The organism is Litorilituus sediminis (genome assembly GCF_004295665.1).
Classification (GTDB): Bacteria; Pseudomonadota; Gammaproteobacteria; order Enterobacterales; family Alteromonadaceae; genus Colwellia; species Colwellia sediminis.
In genome coordinates, this window is record NZ_CP034759.1 from 1645956 (window position 1) to 1664343 (window position 18388).

The 18388-nt window shown below is 39.5% G+C and carries 13 protein-coding genes and 1 tRNA gene; 4 read left to right on the plus strand and 10 right to left on the minus strand.

The window, feature by feature from the left end:
- Positions 1-134: 134 nt before the first annotated feature.
- The 4 genes from EMK97_RS07370 to EMK97_RS07385 all read right to left on the minus strand — a co-directional run bounded on the left by EMK97_RS07370 (position 135) and on the right by EMK97_RS07385 (position 5782).
- On the minus strand, positions 135-1064 hold the full coding sequence (locus EMK97_RS07370; RefSeq protein ID WP_130600828.1) for a DUF4340 domain-containing protein: 930 nt from the start codon (positions 1062-1064) through the stop codon (positions 135-137).
- 21 nt (positions 1065-1085) lie between these two features.
- Positions 1086-4022, minus strand: a complete 2937-nt coding sequence (locus EMK97_RS07375) for a Gldg family protein (protein ID WP_130600830.1) — start codon at positions 4020-4022, stop codon at positions 1086-1088.
- A complete protein-coding gene (locus EMK97_RS07380) occupies positions 4012-4977 on the minus strand; it encodes an ABC transporter ATP-binding protein (protein ID WP_130600832.1) in 966 nt (321 codons plus the stop codon). Before EMK97_RS07380 ends, EMK97_RS07375 begins: the two co-directional genes overlap by 11 nt.
- Before the next feature lie 316 nt (positions 4978-5293).
- Positions 5294-5782, minus strand: coding sequence for an Hsp20 family protein (locus EMK97_RS07385; RefSeq protein WP_130600834.1), 489 nt, complete (start codon positions 5780-5782; stop codon positions 5294-5296).
- 278 nt (positions 5783-6060) lie between these two features.
- Between EMK97_RS07385 and EMK97_RS07390 the strand changes: the two genes are divergently transcribed.
- Entirely contained in the window at positions 6061-6312 is a 252-nt protein-coding gene (locus EMK97_RS07390; protein ID WP_130600836.1) for a DUF2787 family protein, read from the plus strand.
- Positions 6313-6344: 32 nt separating this feature from the next.
- On the opposite strand, the gene EMK97_RS07395 is transcribed toward EMK97_RS07390, so the two are convergent.
- From EMK97_RS07395 to EMK97_RS07405, 3 genes are all read right to left on the minus strand, one after another.
- Complete coding sequence (locus EMK97_RS07395) at positions 6345-7472, minus strand: gluzincin family metallopeptidase (RefSeq protein ID WP_130600838.1); 1128 nt, start codon at positions 7470-7472, stop codon at positions 6345-6347.
- A gap of 110 nt (positions 7473-7582) precedes the next feature.
- A tRNA-Leu gene (locus EMK97_RS07400) sits at positions 7583-7669 on the minus strand.
- Positions 7670-7796: 127 nt separating this feature from the next.
- Positions 7797-8432 carry a TetR/AcrR family transcriptional regulator gene (locus EMK97_RS07405; RefSeq protein WP_130600840.1) on the minus strand — a complete coding sequence of 212 codons (636 nt, stop codon included), beginning with the start codon at positions 8430-8432 and terminating at the stop codon, positions 7797-7799.
- A 187-nt stretch (positions 8433-8619) separates the two neighbouring features.
- Here EMK97_RS07405 and EMK97_RS07410 point away from each other — a divergent pair, with 187 nt between their 5' ends.
- Both EMK97_RS07410 and EMK97_RS07415 read left to right on the plus strand, forming a co-directional pair.
- Positions 8620-9720, plus strand: a complete 1101-nt coding sequence (locus tag EMK97_RS07410; RefSeq protein WP_130600842.1) for an efflux RND transporter periplasmic adaptor subunit — start codon at positions 8620-8622, stop codon at positions 9718-9720.
- A 20-nt stretch (positions 9721-9740) separates the two neighbouring features.
- Positions 9741-12818, plus strand: a complete 3078-nt coding sequence (locus tag EMK97_RS07415; RefSeq protein ID WP_130600844.1) for an efflux RND transporter permease subunit — start codon at positions 9741-9743, stop codon at positions 12816-12818.
- Positions 12819-12931: 113 nt separating this feature from the next.
- Here the strand turns inward: EMK97_RS07415 and EMK97_RS07420 are convergent, their stop codons facing one another.
- Both EMK97_RS07420 and prsT read right to left on the minus strand, forming a co-directional pair.
- Positions 12932-14065 carry a choice-of-anchor A family protein gene (locus tag EMK97_RS07420; RefSeq protein ID WP_170176734.1) on the minus strand — a complete coding sequence of 378 codons (1134 nt, stop codon included), beginning with the start codon at positions 14063-14065 and terminating at the stop codon, positions 12932-12934.
- A 205-nt stretch (positions 14066-14270) separates the two neighbouring features.
- Positions 14271-17054 carry an XrtA/PEP-CTERM system TPR-repeat protein PrsT gene (gene prsT / locus EMK97_RS07425; RefSeq protein ID WP_130600848.1) on the minus strand — a complete coding sequence of 928 codons (2784 nt, stop codon included), beginning with the start codon at positions 17052-17054 and terminating at the stop codon, positions 14271-14273.
- 152 nt (positions 17055-17206) lie between these two features.
- On the opposite strand from prsT, the gene EMK97_RS07430 reads away from it, so the two are divergent.
- A complete protein-coding gene (locus tag EMK97_RS07430; protein ID WP_130600850.1) occupies positions 17207-17707 on the plus strand; it encodes an RDD family protein in 501 nt (166 codons plus the stop codon).
- Positions 17708-17721: 14 nt separating this feature from the next.
- Here the strand turns inward: EMK97_RS07430 and EMK97_RS07435 are convergent, their stop codons facing one another.
- Entirely contained in the window at positions 17722-18342 is a 621-nt protein-coding gene (locus EMK97_RS07435) for a hypothetical protein (protein ID WP_130600852.1), read from the minus strand.
- Positions 18343-18388: the final 46 nt, after the last annotated feature.

Consider the following 18388-nt stretch of genomic DNA (forward strand, 5'->3'; position numbering starts at 1 on the left):
ATATAAAATAAGTTCAAATATCGTGCTTGTGCAGCCATTAACTGCCCAAGCTAGGGTTCAAATTTAAAAAGTCTTAATGGGGAAAGCTGGCTTTCCCCATAAGCTTAATACAGTTTATTGTTTTTTTAAGTTAGTTATTCTGATGCAACGTCAGGCTCTTCCTCCTCCAGTTGTTCTTCTTCTGAAACAAACTTGTCTAATGATAACTTTGCTAACGCCTCATATTTAGGCTTTGCCAATGTGAACCACTGATTAACATCGTCTCTTTTAACAAAATAGCTTTGCTCATCAGCGGCAAATGAAAATACGTACTGCCTATCTTGCTCATTTTTTACCATCAAGGTATTTGTTGCTGTAGGCGTCTTTTTCGCAATACCTGAAACGGATAAATTAGTTAACTGATTGACGAAATCCTCAACAGAAGATTCATCAAGCGCTTGTTGTTTATCAAGCGCTGAAGGCGGTGCTAATTGCCAACTTTGTTCATGCTTGGTGAGATTAACCACTGAGTGCTTTATCTCTTTGATACTATCAATAGACAGCATTGACTTATCAAGCCAACTATCAGGGTCGACATTGACTTGATAGGCACTGTATTCAATAGCATAAACGTCATTATCAGCTAAGTTTCGGGCATAAAGTTGCTTAAAGCTTGGTGACTTGCCAAGCAATACGGTGTGTTTATGTCCATCGCTGTCAGTAAATTCCACTTGTTTTTCAAAGTCATTGGCACTGACCTTAAAGCGTTCATGGCTATTTTCTGTGCGAGTGACAGGCCAAGAAACTTGTGTATTTGCTAATTGGTTGGTTAGCGCATCCACCTTGCTATTTGCCAGTGTAATTTCCGGGTAACTTTCGAGTTGCCAACGATCATTTTCCTTTATCAGCGATAGCGTTTCTTCTCCCTCTGTTATGCTGATTTTATTAAGCTTATTGGCACCCACATCAACCAATAGTCTTGACTCAACACGGCTCATGGCATTGGAATCGTTAAAAAACAGTATGCCTGCTAAAGCGAGCTGTAATGTGAGAAATGCCGTTAATATAAGTATTTGTTTATTCATGCTCTATCTCCTATTACCTTGCTATTGAGTTAACCAAGTTAAGTATTGGCGTTGTCTGCGTCTTCTTCTTTGACGATCCCACAAGGCAATACCTGCCAGTAAGGTAAAAGCTAGAACGTAGTTACCGTATTCCCAAAATAGCTGTTCACTGTGTTCCATTGGTGGCAGCGTGCGATTAAAGTTGCCACGTGAACGGATGCTCATTAATGCCCTGTCTTCTAGTGACCAATCAATTGAATTGACTAGAAGCTGTAGGCTATTTAAGTAAGCTGTTTGTGATACGCCACCTGTGAACTGCAATACTTGATCTTGTACAAAATCATTTGAGCTAAATAGAATAATACGGGCACTATCAGGCGCATGTTTTATAACACTGCTAACATCCAATTGTGCCGTCTGTTCAGCTTGCTCATTTTCACTTTGCGCTTGTGCATTAGCATCATCTGGTGTGCCGTCACTGACGGTTGATTCATCAGTAGCCAGTAGCGGTGAGTCTTTATCAGCAAAGTAAGAAGAGAATCTTCCTTGTGCGATAACCCCCATTAGGTGCGCTTTGGTTTCACCTTCAGCGGTATAACTTGTTTCTCCTAACTGGTTTACTTTAGGCATGATATCTAGCGATGATGAAGTCCAGGCGTTATCTGAGCTGGTAATTAAAGGCGTAAAATGAATACCTTCTTTAGTTTCATCAAGCGTAATTGGTGAAGACCATGCCATCGTCAGTTGAGGTAACTCTGAGGTAATAAGGTTATCTTGATTCAAACCTTGACGGACATCAGCAAAATAGGGGTAGTCCAACATACGCATTTCTTGTAATTGGAAGCCGCCTACATTGCGCGTGACAGGTATCGGGAAAGCGGCATTGCTGGCATCCATGATAAGTGCATTGTCAACGGACAAGCCATGATGGGTTAGCCAACCTTCAAGACCACTATTAATAGCTGACATTGAAAGACTTTGTCCCGTGAAATTAACACTATAAGGTGATGTAGCCGCGATTACTGTGCCGCCCTTCATTAAGAACTGATCGACAGCAAACAGCTGCTTTTCATCTAATGATTTGGGGGACACTAGCATTAGAATGTCTGCCTCACCTGATACAGAGCCATCAGATAAATCTTCATTCAACACATTTAACTCAGCGCCCAGCATGCGTTCTAATTGCTTAAAACTTGCTTGTGGCATACCGTAGCCAGTATATGGCGTGGCTTGTGGCGTTACCAAGGCAACGTTTTTGGTAAAGCCTGTCGCAAAACGTTTGATAGCGGCATCCAAGTTGCGCTCAAAGCTTGACTCACTAAAGTCATCCAGCGGGATTTGAACGCTTTGTTCACCGCCAGATACCGTTAAGTAAAAATAGAAAGCGCTATCTGAAAACAAGCTCGTTGCCATCGGCTGAAAGCCATAGTCATCGGCAATTTTTTTAGCAACTTCACCAGCACCTGCTTCTGGCTCAATAAACTCGACCTTGAGTTTATTCGCTGATTTTTCACTAATGCTATTTAATTGCTTGCTAATATTGGCTTTAAATTCAACTAATTGCTCTGGCAGTTTGTCGTTTGCTGAAATATAACCGGTAAAGGTGAGGTTTTGTTTTACCGTATCAAAAAGGTTTCCTGCACTTTGATAATCTTGTAATACGGTTTTAATCGCACGTGTTACATCATGTTCAGGGTTACGCAACAAGACCTCAACGTCAGATTCGGCACGTGCATTCACTTCAATAAGGTCTCTAAAGCCAAGGACTTTGTACTCATCACCATATTGTACTAATACATTAAAATATGAACTAACAATGGACGCTTGATAACGATCGGCCACTTGGAATGGCATAGGTTTAATACCAAACTTAGTATTCGCTTCTTCTTCCAATTCAGGATGCAACTGTGGATCAACAAACTCAACACGTACACTACCTTTCGCTGCCACTTCATATTCTTTGAGTAAATCTTTCACTTGTGGCACCAGTGGCGCTAAAAGTGGATGCGTTTTTTGACTAAAATATCCTCGAATAAGCATCGGCTCTTGCAGTTGTGCTAAGTAAATTTCAGTCGCTTCAGAGATAGAGTACTGCTTACCCGCCGTGGTATCTAAGCGTAATTGCGGTAGTTGGCTTAACCATAAATTAGCAGCAAGTAAATTGACACAAAGTAAACCTGTGATCAGTTGCCATTGCTTATGATGGCTGGCTTTTTTGCTGCTCTTGTTCTCGGCATTGCTCCAACGCTCTTTCTCTAAAAAGTAGGTATTTAGCGCTAAAAAGACCATAGTAAGCGAGATATAGTAATAAAGATCTCTTACATCAATGACGCCACGGGTTATATCTTCAAATCGAGAACCTGTACCAAGCTGACGTAACAACTCAGCACTTTGATGAGAGAAGAAGTCAGTAATTGCAGCAGTACCAATAAAGTAGAACAAACCGCCAATAATACAGGCGCTGATCAGGCTCACAATTTGATTATCACTTCGCGCAGAGACAGCTAGGCCAATGGCAATATATGCACTACCTAACAATAACACGGCAATATACCCTGAGATAACGGGCCCCCAGTCAAGCTCGCCAATCATACTAACCGTTACGGGTAAAGGCAGTGTGAGCAAAAGAGCAATGCTTAAAAGTGCCAGGCATGCCAAAAATTTACCAACCACGAAATGCCATAGTGGTACAGAGAGGGTGTGAACATATTCAATTGTGCCGCTACGTCTTTCTTCACTCCACAGCTTCATTGTCAGCGTTGAACACAAGAAAATAAGTAACAATGGCATCCATTCAAACATTGGCCGCACATCGGCAATGTTTCTCGAAAAAAACGCTTCTCCCCAAAAAAAGATAAAGAGTGTTAGCGCAACAAAAGCCCCAATAAACAGATAAGCAATGGGGGAGGTAAAAAATAACGCTGTTTCTTTTTTCGCGATACGAAGCATATTAAACTGGGCAGATTGCTTAGGCTGCATTTGACACCTCCTTATCTGTTTTTGCATTGCTCTTATCTTCCGTAACATACTGATCGCTATTAATTTGATTAAAGACAGTTTCTAGGTCGCGCTTCCTAGGGTATAAGGCAAATAAACTAGCACCAGATTCAATAATGGTTTTACTGAGATCACTACCAATAACGCGAGAAAAGCCCTGCTTGGACATTTCCACAAGCAGCTTTCCTGGCTCAATTTCACTGACAAGTTCTACGCCTGATATATTCTTGATTAGTTCGATATCAGTGCAGTCAGTTTCAGCAACAAGGTGTCTGCTGTGTTGCAAAGCATCGAGCTTTTCATCAAGCACCAGCTGACCTGATTTTAGAATCAAGACACGGTCGCATAGTGCATTAACTTCCTGCATGATATGCGTTGATAAAATAACTGTTGCTGTTTGCGCAATATCTTTAATCAGCTTACGCATATGTTGTGTTTGCTCAGGGTCTAAACCATTGGTTGGTTCATCAAGAATAAGCAGTTTCGGGTTGCCTAATATAGCTTGCGCTACACCGACACGTTGCTTATAACCTCTAGATAGCGTATCAATGGGCGCAAGTAACTTGGCTGATAAATCGGTTGCCTTAATTACGCGCTTTATTTCTGCTATTTTTTTATTTGCAGTTAACCCTTTTAAATCAGCCGCATAGTCTAAATATTCTGCCACGGTCATTTCAGGGTAAACAGGTAGATTTTCCGGTAAATAGCCCAAATGTTGTTGCAGTAGTTTTGCATTCTTGCCAAGTGAAATGCCGTCAAGAGATACTTCTCCTCCATCAGCTTCCAAATAACCACTGACTATTTTCATAATGGTGGTTTTACCCGCACCGTTATGACCTAAAAGACCAATAATCTCGCCTTTTTTTATTGAAAAACTCACATCATCTACAGCGATAAAACTGCCATAGCTGCGAGTTAAATTTCTCACATTAAGCATGGTAGTCTCCAAATTTACTGGATGATATTTTTAGTTTTTATTGTGTTTGCATGTTGAGTTGCATTATTTGCACATGCACCTGTAAATGGTGCATAAGAAAGGGTCGAAAAATACATTGTTAAAGTCTCCATAGTTGCAGGGAAAATTCCCAAAAACAAAGTACAAAACGAGTTCAATTTTTTTGATATGGGCAAAATTTAAAAGTTCAAGTTAACAAAAGTAAATTTTTAACCCGCTAAAATATAAGGCTATTACTGGCAATTGCTTGGTTTAATTACTTGGTTTAATTTCTGGGGGGAGAATATCCCCCCAGCACTTAGTTAGTAGCTTTATTTGCTTTCGTTACTTTCTGCTCTGAGTCAGTTTTATGCTCAATCGCTTGCGCTTTAGTATTAATCGCAATTGATTTTGGCTTCATTGCCTCAGGAATTTCCTTCACTAGGTCTATTGTTAATAAACCATTAGTAAGGTCTGCATCAGTAACTTCAACATAATCAGCTAAGTTAAATTTGCGCTCAAAAGTTCGATTGGCAATGCCGTGATACAAGTATTTACTTTCATCTTTATCACCTTGACTACCACGCACGGTGAGCACGCCTTTTTCAACTTGAATATCAAGATCATCTTGTGAAAATCCAGCAACGGCAAGTGTTATTGCATAACGGTTTTCATCGATAATTTCGATATTGTATGGTGGGTAACCGCTTGGCGTAGTGTCAGACGTTAATGCGCTATCGAGCAATGACGCTAAACGATCAAAGCCAATACTACTGCGGTATAAAGGGGTTAAATCAACTGAGTTCATGATATATCCTCCGATTGAAGCAACATAAAATAAAAACAATTAAAGTGACTTGGTTTCTGAGTAAGACAACACTGTCACAACTATTTATTTAGGGATAAAAAAAATAAATCCAAGTGTTTTTGATAAAAAATTTAGCAGCGCAAAGTGCCTGCTATATACTCCTTTCTGCCTAGGGATATTTACAATTTAATTGCACCATAAGCAAACAATTAAGCTGTAGTTCTTAGCTTTCGAGAACCAAATTATTCATCCGATGGTGGTAATTATCCCTTGTTGAAATGCGAATAAAAAACGATGTTGACGATTGGCGGTTTTGCTACATCACCGACTTTTGTTACGTTGGCTATGGCTATATGGCCGAGCTTTCCAAAGATTTAGACTTTAATTTTGAGGCTGGTGTCTTTCAGAATTTATTTGGTACTTACCCTATTGAACAAGCTATCGAAATGTACCGAACATGGGAAAGCTACTTTATGTATTACGTCGAAGACTTAAAGGTTTTTCACATATCGATTGAGATTGATAGTTAAGCCTGATATGGGTACTTTGCCAGCTTAGGCAGTTAAATAGTTTGCGTCCTTAACCGTCGATTTGCCCAATGAACAAACTGCCTTTTTAGCCCTTTGATTGACATACCCATAGCCTTCTCTACTTGTTGTATACCAATAACATCACATAAATTTTGTTGCTCATATTTAATTACCTTCGCCAGCATAGCTTTGCGTTGAGAGTTATCCATCATGAAATAAATGAATGCCCAACTAGTCGCATACAACCGAGTTCTTAGTTTTGAATCCCAATCAGCATTGGTAGCAGTCAGCAATTCATCCAAAGGTAATAGCTGCTTAGAAACAAAGTCTTTACTAGTCCAGTTTTGATTAGGGTAAACCCTGCTACTGTTGCCTTTAACCTCAATATACTCACTGTACTCTGCTAAACCTTCATTTAACCATTTAGGGCTATAGCCAATTATTCCTCGGTTAATTGCATGAACAGCTTCATGTGTGGCGGTTCGCATTGTTGCCGCATGGTTGGTGAGCAAAAGGTGAGCTTGATTAGAGCCATGACTATAGAAGCCCGGTGTATTGTCACCAATAGGCATATTATGCTTAGCTTTAATTTGGTTAAACGCCATCTTGGAGGCATATACTCGCAGGTTGATATCCACCTTTTTTAGAGATGAGCTATCAAGTAGCCGACCATATACCTCAAATAACTTATTGAGCTTCAATGTTAGCTTTCGGTGAAAGTCATAAGGAAGTCTTTCGGTGTTTAAGTCTAAAGTAAAATAATCAAATACCTTTTCGCCTGCGTAGTTTAATAACGTAAAGTCACCTTTTTTAGGTGGTGTACTACTAAAGTTCGCTATACCCCTTTCATCAACCCAATTATAAACCTTGCCGACCTTTTTATACTTTACTTCGCCTAAGGAAGTGTCTTTACAGGCTCTAGCGTTACCGACTTCTACATGTGAGTATTGTTTCTTAGGCTCTTCCTTGGCAATAGATTGCTTTGTATTGGCTGGCTGCTGATTTACTTCTGGCTCAGCATAAAACAATGACTCAACCCAATGAATGGCTTTATTAAGTTGAGCGTGCACACTAATACGCTGATCGCTGAAATAGTTGGCAAGTAAAAAACTACCAACGAACGCCAGCACGGTTAAAATACCTATAAGCCTTTTATTCAAGTCGCTTCCTTGGACAGTTCAAGTTAATGCTAATCCATAAGGTATCAAGTACTTGGTTGCATCACAAATTTCAGACACAAAAAAACCTGCAAAAATGCAGGTTTCTTAAATGGTACCGGAGGACGGACTTGAACCGTCACGCTCGCAAAAGCAACGGATTTTGAATCCGTCGTGTCTACCAATTCCACCACTCCGGCGACACAGTGACTTCAGCTCTACGCTGAAAGTGCTTGGCATTATACGAGAATTAACAGGCTGCGCAAGAAATTTTTCTTAGATAAGAAGTAACTGGCGAATATTTATGCTTAGTAAAAACGACTTCTATTAGCTTTGGTGTGCTTTAAGAAAAATAGTAACAGCCTTCTCTACTTGCACTTGAATCTCTTCATCGCAAATCACCTTATTTGGCAACAGCAAAGCGGTTGTGTGTAAAGGGCCTTTGCACATTTCTAACAGCATGCGTGCGCCATAATGGCAATCATCTAACTGCAAATAATCTTGCTCGACTAAGCCTTGTAAATATTGTGATAACGGCGTTACCCCCATCATAGGGCCACTTTGATAAATTAGCTCACCTAACTCTGGCATATTTACCGCTTGCTGCACCACTAACCTAAATAAAGCACGAATGGTATTGGAAAACATCCCTTGCACAAAACGAAAACAGACATCATTTAACGCTTGCTCTGGCGGTAAGTCGGTATTTATCGTGGCGAGTGTGTGTGTTTGAATAATCACCTGCCTTTTTACCACAGCAAGCAATAATCCTTGTTTATTACCAAATTCACTATAGATAGAACGCCTAGAGCCACCTGATTCATCAATAATCATAGCCAGCGAGGTTTCATCATAACCGTGCTGAAAAAAGAGTGCCTGTGCTGCATCTAAAATTTGCAGGCCACGCTCGGTTAAATTTTGCTCGATAAGATGAGATGCTTGGCTAATTTGCTTTGTGTTCATACGCTCATGTGTTTCAAATAAAGAACAATTGTTAATAGTGATTGACATTGGTACTACATAGTACCAAAATAAACGGTACTAGGTAGTACCAATTTACTTAATAATCTATTGCAAATTACAGCTACACTTTAAAAAATGAATTCAAACCTTTGCAAACACCTTATTTCAGCATGTGACAGGAATAACTATGCGTATTCTACTAATAACTCTACTAGCAACTTTACTTGTTGCTTGTAATAAGCCCGTCGAACAAAGCAAAAAAGTGGTTAGGCCCATTATGTGGACCCAAGCATCACTATCAAAACTTGAACAAATACGTACCCTTTCAGGTGTAGTAGCCCCAGTTGAAGCCACTAAATTAAGTTTTGAGGTCAACGGCAAAATCCAAAGTATTAAGGTAAATTTAGGCGATGAGGTCGTTAAAGGACAAGAATTAGCACGCTTAAACCAGCAAAGCTTTAACCTTGGCTTGCAATCTGCCCAAGCCAAATATGAGCAAGCTAAAGCTAGCTTGGCAGACGCTAAAAATACTTACACTCGATACCAAAAACTGATCAAGCAAGGGGTTATTTCTCAATCTGGTTTTGATAATGCAAAAGCCACCTATGATGCCAGTAAAAGTGCTGCTGATGTGGCAAAAGCTCAAGTTGATATTTCCCGCAAAAATTTACAAGACAGTATTTTACTCGCTCCATACGATGGCATTATAACCAAGCGTTTATTTGAGCCTTCACAACAAATATCTGCGGCCCAATCTGTATTTGAAATTGAAGGGAAACACGGCTTAGAAGTCAGAGTAATGGTACCTGAAACCTTAATTCAAGAATTAACTAAAGATGCCATTTTACCAATTAAATTCCCTGTTTTACCTGAGCTTGCCATGCAAGGGCGTATCACTGAAATCGGTACTCGTGCCGAGTCTGCCAATGCTTTTCCTGTCACAGTAGTCTTACAAGAAAATAGCACCTTGTTACGCGCAGGTATGACGGCAGAGGTAGAGTTTTCCTTTGAGGGGGTTGGTCGTACAGGTCATAGAGGGCCGTCAATTAAAGTACCATTAACCGCCTTACGTGCAGGTTTAGAGCAAACAGCTTATGTCTTTGTTTATAACCCTAACGACAGCAAGGTATATAAAACTGCCGTACAAACAGAAAATGTATTAAAAAATCAGGTGTTTATATCTTCAGGTTTGAAAGATGGTGATATTATTGCCACCGCAGGTGTTGCCTTTTTACGTGATGGTCAAGAAGTCACCTTACTTGATAATCACACTCAGCGTTTTAACTAGGCAATTGGCAGGATAAACAGATGAACTTAACACAACTTGCCTTTAACTATCGCAAAACCGTTTTCCTAATTTTAGCTGTACTGCTAATTAACGGCTTTTTTGCTTACTTTACGCTGCCCGCGCAAGAAGACCCAAATATCACCATTCGCGAAGCGATTATCAGCACCTCATTTCCTGGTATGGCGCCCGATAGAGTAGAACAGTTAATCACCCGAAAACTTGAGGAAGAAATCAGAAAAATCCCCGAAGTTAAAGAAATAAAGTCTACCTCGTCTGCAGGCTTATCTATTTTGCACGTTAAAATTTACGATAGATATTTTAACTTAGATGACATCTGGCAAGACGTGCGTAATAAAGCCAGCGCAGCGCACACTAAAATGCCTTCAGGCACTCGCCAGCCCTTTGTTAATGATGAGTTTGGTGATGTTTCCGTAATTACTTTAGCGCTAACCGCTGATGGCTTTGATTTAGGTGAAATGTACGATATTGCCCAACATATCAAAGACAGCTTGTACGGAGTAGAAGGTACAAAGAAAATTGAAATACTTGGCAGAAAAGAAGAGCGAATTTTCTTAGAAGCGTCCAACGCAAAACTTTCGCAGTTGGGTATTTCTCCTCAAGCATTAATTCAAGAGCTACAAAAGCAAAATATCATACGTTCTGGCGGACAAATTGATACCGGCCCGGCAAACTTTATTGTTGAGCCATCAGGTAACTTTGCCAGTGTCCAAGATATCGCAGATACCTACATTAATATCCCAAACAGTGAAGACTTTATCGCCCTAAAAGATATAGTGACATTACGCCGAGACTTTATCGATCCGCCCGATAAACTCGCCTACTTCAATGGTGAGCCAGCAATATTTTTTGCTACCTCCATGCTAGAGCAGTACAACATCTTAGAATACGCGCCACGGGTATTAAGTAAGCTTGAAGAGATAGAGGCAACCTTACCTATAGGTTACAACATTAATATTGCCACTTACCAAGCAGAGCAAGTTGAGAAAACAGTACGCGGAGTCTCAATCAACGTATTGCAAACCTTAGCCATAGTGCTGGTGGTGGTGGTGATATTTTTGGGGCTAAGAACTGGGCTTATCGTCGGTGCCATTGTACCTTTTGTGATGTTAACCACGTTAACCATTATGCAATTTGCTGATATGAAGCTAGAGCGCATGAGCTTAGCAACACTGATCATATCTCTAGGCCTATTGGTTGATAACGGTATTGTTATTGCTGAAGATTTTAAGCGCCGCTTAGAACAAGGCTTTGCAAGGTTTGATGCCATGATACAAGGTAGTAAAGAGCTGGCCGTGCCTTTGTTAAGCTCATCTGCGACCACTATTTTATTTTTCTTACCCTTAATGCTTGCTGAGCATGTAGCTGGAGAGTACACCCGCTCTATTTCTTTGGTTATTTTAATTACGCTGCTGACCAGTTGGGTTTTAGCCCTATGCGTCACCCCACTACTTTGTTATTTCTTTATTAAAGTAGATAAGTCAGCAAGTGGCTCTGCAAATGCAGATAGCACAGATAATAACGTACAAGGGGTATTGTATCGTTACTATGAAAGCTTTTTGCATTGGGTGTTAAAGCATAAAGTCATATTTATCAGTGCCATGCTAGCCTTATTTATTGCCTCAGTGTTTTCAATGAAGTTTGTTGCTAAGCAGTTTTTCCCCGATTCTGATCGCACACAAATATTAGTTAATATTGATTTGCCTAATGGTACTTCTTCCAAAGAAACCAACCGACAAATGCAGGAAATCTTTACCTGGTTCAACAATAAAGAGCGCTTTGATTATATAGAAAGCTACTCTGGTTATGTTGGTTTTAGCGGGCCTCGCTTTGTTTTATCACTTAACCCTGAAGATCCTGCTGCCAATAAGGGCTTTATTGTGCTGAATGTGAAACCTGATACCAATATCAGTAAAACAGCACTCGATTTAGATAAACAAATTGAACATGAATTTCCTAATGTATCAGCACGCGTTAAGAAAATGTTTTTAGGACCATCTGACTCGAGCACAATCAAAATCCAAGTCAAAGGGCCTGATAAAAACGTTATCTATAAAAAAGCTGAACAAATCATGGCACTGCTGCATGAAGTACCTAACACCTTAGATATACGCACCGACTGGGAAAACTTAATTGTTAAAGTGGAAGTACAAATAGATCAACACCGTGCTAAACGCTCAGGCTTAACCTCAGATGAAATTGCACAAGCATTAGAAACCTACTTTTCAGGGACACAAATAACTGAATATCGTGAAGGTGATGAAATCATCCCTGTGGTTTTACGAGCTGAACAAGCTGAAAGACAAAGCTTAGATAGATTAAGAACCCTTAATATCTATTCGCAAAAAACCGGTAAAACGGTACCACTATTTCAAGTGGCTAAATTAGCCCCTTATAATCAATTTTCTATGATACAGCATGAAGATTTATTTAGAACCATTAGTATTCAAGCGCGTAATACCCAAATGGCTGCCGAAGACTTAAAGCTACTTATTGATGATAAAATTCAAGCATTACAGCAAGACTTACCGACCAACCACCACATTGAATATGATGGCGTAATAAAAGAGTCTGCCGCAGCACAAAAAGCATTAGGTGCAAGTATGCCTATGGTACTTGGCATCATCATCATTTTGCTGGTTGCACAATTTAACTCCTTTAGAAAAGCTGCAGTAATCGCTTTTACCATTCCATTATCCTTTATTGGCGCGGTACTTGGCTTACTGTTAATGAGTGCTCCTTTTGGCTTTATGGTAACCCTAGGCTTATATAGTTTAGCTGGCATCATCATCAATAACGCTATTGTATTGATTGACCGTATAAAAATAGAAACCGAGGCCGGCAAGTCAGAGTATCAAGCAGTCGTTGATTCATGCTTAACTCGGTTACGACCAATCGCGATGACTACCATAACCACAGTGATGGGGCTACTGCCGTTAATTATCGGCAAAGATCCACTCTTTTACGGTATGGCTAACGTAATCGCCTTTGGTTTAGCTATAGGCACCCTACTGACCTTAGCTGTAGTGCCAATTTTATATTGCGCCTTTTATAAAATATCTCGCCCAAGCTTAAAATAAAGAATCAAGCCAACAGCTAAATCATTTTGCTGACAATAAAAAGGCAGGTTGAATTTTTTCAACCTGCCTTTTTAATCTCTACTTTTTTATTTTCTAATGGATTAGCTAGTTAATTAGCATGAAACCGCAGCATCTTTGTGCAATTGTGCTTTCAGCTTTTTGTTCTTTAGCTTAATCATTCGTTTGTTAATCGTTCGACGATTTACGTAAACTAACGCGATAGCCAAAGCAAAAATCCATAAACTTGTAGGAGTTGGCACTGGCGTTGTACCACCGTCAACAGGTGTAAATGGGCTATAATTTATTTGCATATTCCCTTGCCAAGACTTACCAATAACTTGCCCCCAAATTACCGACGGGTTTGCTTTAATATCGGCCTTTGGCGCTAATACACTGGCATATAAGTCTGTCGCTAAATTTACTTGCGTAGCACCAGCAAAGTTAAATAAAACCTGCTGCTTAAAGTTATTATTTAAAAAACCTTTTTGGTAATGCTCGCTTAATAACTCACCATTTATTTTGATGTTAGTTTGGCTTAAGTGAACGCACGATTTGGCACCTTGTGCGCATTCATTACCATTGTAATTACTTTTACCAGCAACCTTATTGGGATTAGTCACATTAAAAACCACAGTAGCATCAGCACTAACCCCTTCAATATTCCATTCATTGGTTGAGTTAATTTGCTCTTGGGTTACGTTAAAGACATACACATTATTATCAGGCGTTGTTGTTGGCTTAAACACTAATGGCCAACCATCTTTAACACCAACACCGTGCGCTGTCGCTGCTGCTAAGTCTTGCGATAATTGATTTAAATGCGCAAAAGCATCATTAAAGTTAACCGGTAAATTTGCCTTATCAGTTTGTATTAAGTTCGCTTCTATACGCCCTTTTTTATCGGTAACTGAACCGGCATAAAGCACATCACCTGAATGCGGTGATTGATGAGGACCATCTTCGTAAACATTAAAATGTCCTTGGCCTTTTTTAACAATATTGCCGCCAACGACTAAACTTGGACCACTGCCCATACCAAATTCATCAATACGGTAACCTATATCATAGCCACCATTGACAACAAGATTACCACCTACGGCAATACGACCTTGGGTATCAGAGCTGGTCACCTTAAAGTTCTTCTTGATAAAAGCGTTGTAATTGCTTGCAACTCCTAAGTCAATTTCAACCGCCATAGCAGGCATTGCAATAAATGCACAGGTTAATACGAAAAGTAAATTACGCATGTCATTCCTTTTACTTAGCTGAGTGAAAAATTCACTGGCTCTATAAACCCAGCGATTATAAACTAACCAAAGTAAAAATGACAACGATGTCATTTTTGCTTTTTATAACATAATAGAATAACGTAACAAAATAATTACAAAAGAGTGAAGCTTAAGTGACAAGTAAGTCAGCTTAAGCTAAGCCTAGGGTTATATGATTGCTGCACTAGTGCTGGATTATTGCTTTAACTTCGCTCAATAGTGGGTGTTCTGGTGCAAGCTGTACTGCTTTTTCAAAAGCTAGTTTTGCCTGCGAAAAATTATCAGCTTTAGCTAAAGCATAAGCTAAATGATAAAACACCTCACCGTTTTGGCTATCACGAGCACTAGCTTCACGCAATAAGCCTAAGCCTTGAGCAACTTGGCCTCTGTTTACTGTGATCCAACCTAAAGTGTCATTAATTGCAGCATTTTCTGGCGCCAGTTTATAAGCTTGCTTGGCATAGTTTAATGCTTTTAAAGATAGTGCTTGTGCCTGTTGCTCATTCTGGGCTTGCCTACTTTGCCTGAAATAATAATTTGCTAGATTATTTAGAAACAACGGCTGTTCTGCTAAATTAGGATACTGCTCCAAAGTTTCAATAGCCAAGGCTAAATTATCTTGGCTAATCGCCACTGATGACAGTTGAGCAACCGCCCAAGCATCATTTGCTTGGCGTTTTAACCAGGTTGCCAGTAATTTGATTAACTTATCTGCTTGTTGTTGCTCAGCGTAAAGTTGCGAGAGCCACTGCATTGTTTGCCGACTTTCTTGCTGTGCATAAATACTTTCAAGTAACTCAATAGCTTGCTCAATATCATACTGAGCAATAAGCAATCTCACTTTAAGCATATGCCATTTATCGGCACGCTTTTCTTTGACAAGATTGGCGTTAATTAGCTTATCTACTTGACCATAATTATTATCAGCTAAGTAAACTTGCGCAAGTAAGTAACTGGTATCAACGTCTGTTGAAATCACATCAAGCCGACTAATCGTTTTTTTCGCGGCGCTAATATCACCGATATCAAGTTGAGCTTGTGCTAAAACAGCCAATTCATTAGGCTGTTCATACACTAAACCAAATAAAATCTTTAATGTTTTTTTGGCTAAGTCAATTTGCTCTAGCTTTGCTTGTATACGGCTTTTGGTTAACAATAAGTCATGATCAAGCGCGTAGTTTTGCTCAAGTAAAGCCAATAACTCTTGCGCCTTTTCTAACTCATTGGTCATTAAATATAAATTAAGTAAGGCATTACCTGTTTGGTAGTTATTTTCATTCGCCATAGGCTCTAGCAACTTTATCGCCAAAGGAAAACGCTGCTGCTTAATAGCTAAATCAGCATACAGCTGTAATGCCAAGGTATTATTAGGATTATGATCGAGTACTTTTTTATAGTGCTGCTCAACCGCTTGCCAGTTATTCGCTTGTAGTGCTATGCCCGCTAAAGCTAGCTGCGCAGGAGCAAAGCCTTCATCAAGAACAAGCGCTTGCTCGAAAAAATACTTGGCTTGTTCGATGTCGGAATTGGTTTTAAGTGATAACTCACCAGCAAGCTGTAAAATTTCAACCTTGTCTGCATGGCTATCAAGTAGCGCTTGTGTTGATTGATGCGCTTGTTCATACAAACCTGATTGCAATTGCATATAAGCCAACAGCGTTTTATTTTGTAGGCTATTGTTTTGATTACTGCTTGCTAAAATATCTAAGGCTTGGGCGAATTTATTTTGTGCAAGCAAGGCACTTAGGTAATGATCTTGTATTTGTTGCACATTACTAAAACGCTCATGGGCTGCTTTTAAGCGTGCCAATTGCTTTTCTGGCAAATTAGCCTGTTGGTAAATTTGCCCGGCAATCAAATAGACATCGCTGTCATTAGGGTTAATGGCAATAGCCTTTTCAACATATGCTGCAGCTTTACTCATATTGCCTTCTCGAAAAGCAATAATTGCTAGATACCTATTGGCTGTTGCATCATCTGAATACAGCTCTAAATAACGTAAAAATTGTTTTTTAGCAGAATGTGGATTTTGATTTATAAAATCAACCGTAGCGGATAGCAATAGTACTTGCTGAGTATGCTTATACTTATCATCAATACCTGAAAGTTGCTGAGAAATATCAACCAATATACGCCTTGCCTCTTTGCTATGACCTTGCTGAGCAATCAAAGTGGCATGTAATAACTTAGCGTAAGGATCTTCAGGCGCGATTTCTTTAAGCGTCATAGCAATTGTTAACGCCTCTGGCAGCTTTGACTGAGCAAGGTAGAGGCTAGCTTGAGCGAACAAAGCTTGTTTATTTTTGTCATCAACCGCTAATATTTTTGCCAGTTTAGATTGCGCTTGCACATAATCGCCTAGGCTTTTATCAACCTCACTGCTAAGTAGCAGTGCCGGAAAATAATCAGCTTGGGCTGTTAATGCGAAATGAAGTTGCTTTTTCGCGGCATCGATATCATTTTGCTGAAAATACAAATCAGCAAGGCCGGTATAAACTTCTGCGTTTTGATATTGCAGTGCGATTGCCTGCTGATAGTCAGCTTTGGCCTGTGCAAAAGCTAATTGTGCTTTGTAAGCACTAGCGCGTAAATAATAAAAACGCGCATTCACCTGTAACGATGAATATTGCGCTAATAACTGCTGAGCTTGCGCCACTTTTTGTAAAGCTAGTTTTACTTCCACTAAAGGAAAAACCACCGCATTTGGATCCGCTTTTAGGGTTAATGCTTTTTGATACTCCTTTTCTGCTCCATTTAAGTTACCTAAACTGACTTGTATTTCTGCAAGTAATATTCTTGCAGGTAGGTAATTTTTATCTTGCTTTAAGCTATTTTTAACTTCAATTTCTGCTGCGGCAATATCCTTGGCATGATAAAGCGCAAGCGCCTGTTCATAATACTTAATAGCATTATTAGCATAACTTGATACCGCAAAAAACAAACTTACAATCAAACAAAATAAACGCATCAATTAACATCCAGTATTAATGTGATAGCAAAGGCTATACCGACAAAGGTTGATTATTCTACGTGAGTTAAACTGTATACTCAATTAGGTGAAAGTTTGTTAAACTCTGCCGCCATATTTACCAAGGCAATTTTTTAAGAGAGTCATTATTTATGGAATCTGCTCAGTCACCTCACTTTGCGCGTGCAGGCTTTCGCCGTCGTTTCGGCTCTTGGGTTTACGACTTATTGATTATTGTCGCGATTTATATGCTCTCTGGATATATCTGTGTTGCCTTGTTCGTCTTTCTCGACTCACTAGGCTTGATGTCGCTAGTACGCACTGATTTTGACATTGATTGGCAAGCATCTCATGTTGGCTATCAAATAGCGTTTAATGCTTGGGCAATAGCTTGGGTGTGCGGTTTCTTTTTATATTTTTGGTGTAAAAAGGGTCAAACCTTAGGTATGAGAGCTTGGCGCTTACGAGTACAAAATACTGACGGCAGTTTAATTAGCCTGTCAACAGGGGTAAAACGGTTAATATTCACCTTGTTAGGTTTAGGCAACTTGTTAGTAATTGTTGATAGAAAAAACAAACTCAGCTTACAAGATAGGTTAACCGATAGCGAAGTGGTTTTACTGAGTTTAGAAGCGAATCGCGGCAGGTTATAAAGGATAGCCGCGTATCAACCGCGGCTACTACAGTGCAAATGACCAATATAAAAGCGATACACATTACTCGCTTTACTACTCTCTTCAATAATTAGACTACTTGCCTTAACGTCTACGCTATAATCACGCATCCAATCAATCCCTTGACTATTTATCAGCCTTAATTCATAACGATTAAATGGCAACGGACATTTTACATAAAAGTAATGATAAGCCCGCCCAATTGCTCCAGGATCAATTGTGTGAATATGAATAGCATATTCATCAAATTGCTTTTCCTTATACAAATAATCCCATGCTGAAGAAGGCGTACTGTCAAATAAAATGCCTATTAAAAGAAGCGGTATTTGCACTACAGCAATCGAAAATGATAGCACAACAAAGACACGCCTAAGTATGGTACTAGTAACAGTATGCTTAATTTCTTTAATGTTTTTAAAAAGTAATATAACAGCAAAAGTGACTAAAATTAATTTTACAAACCTAAGAGTTTCTCTCGTTTGCCCCATTAATAATGGAGAATGCCAATTCAGCCCCCATAGTGGCCTACCATGACCACTCTCTATAAACGGTAGATATATGCACACGATAATAATGAATATTACCGAAGAAGGCTTTTTGAGCGCATCAAACAACAGAACAATCCCTTTAAATTCAATCCATTAAAATAGTAACTAGTAT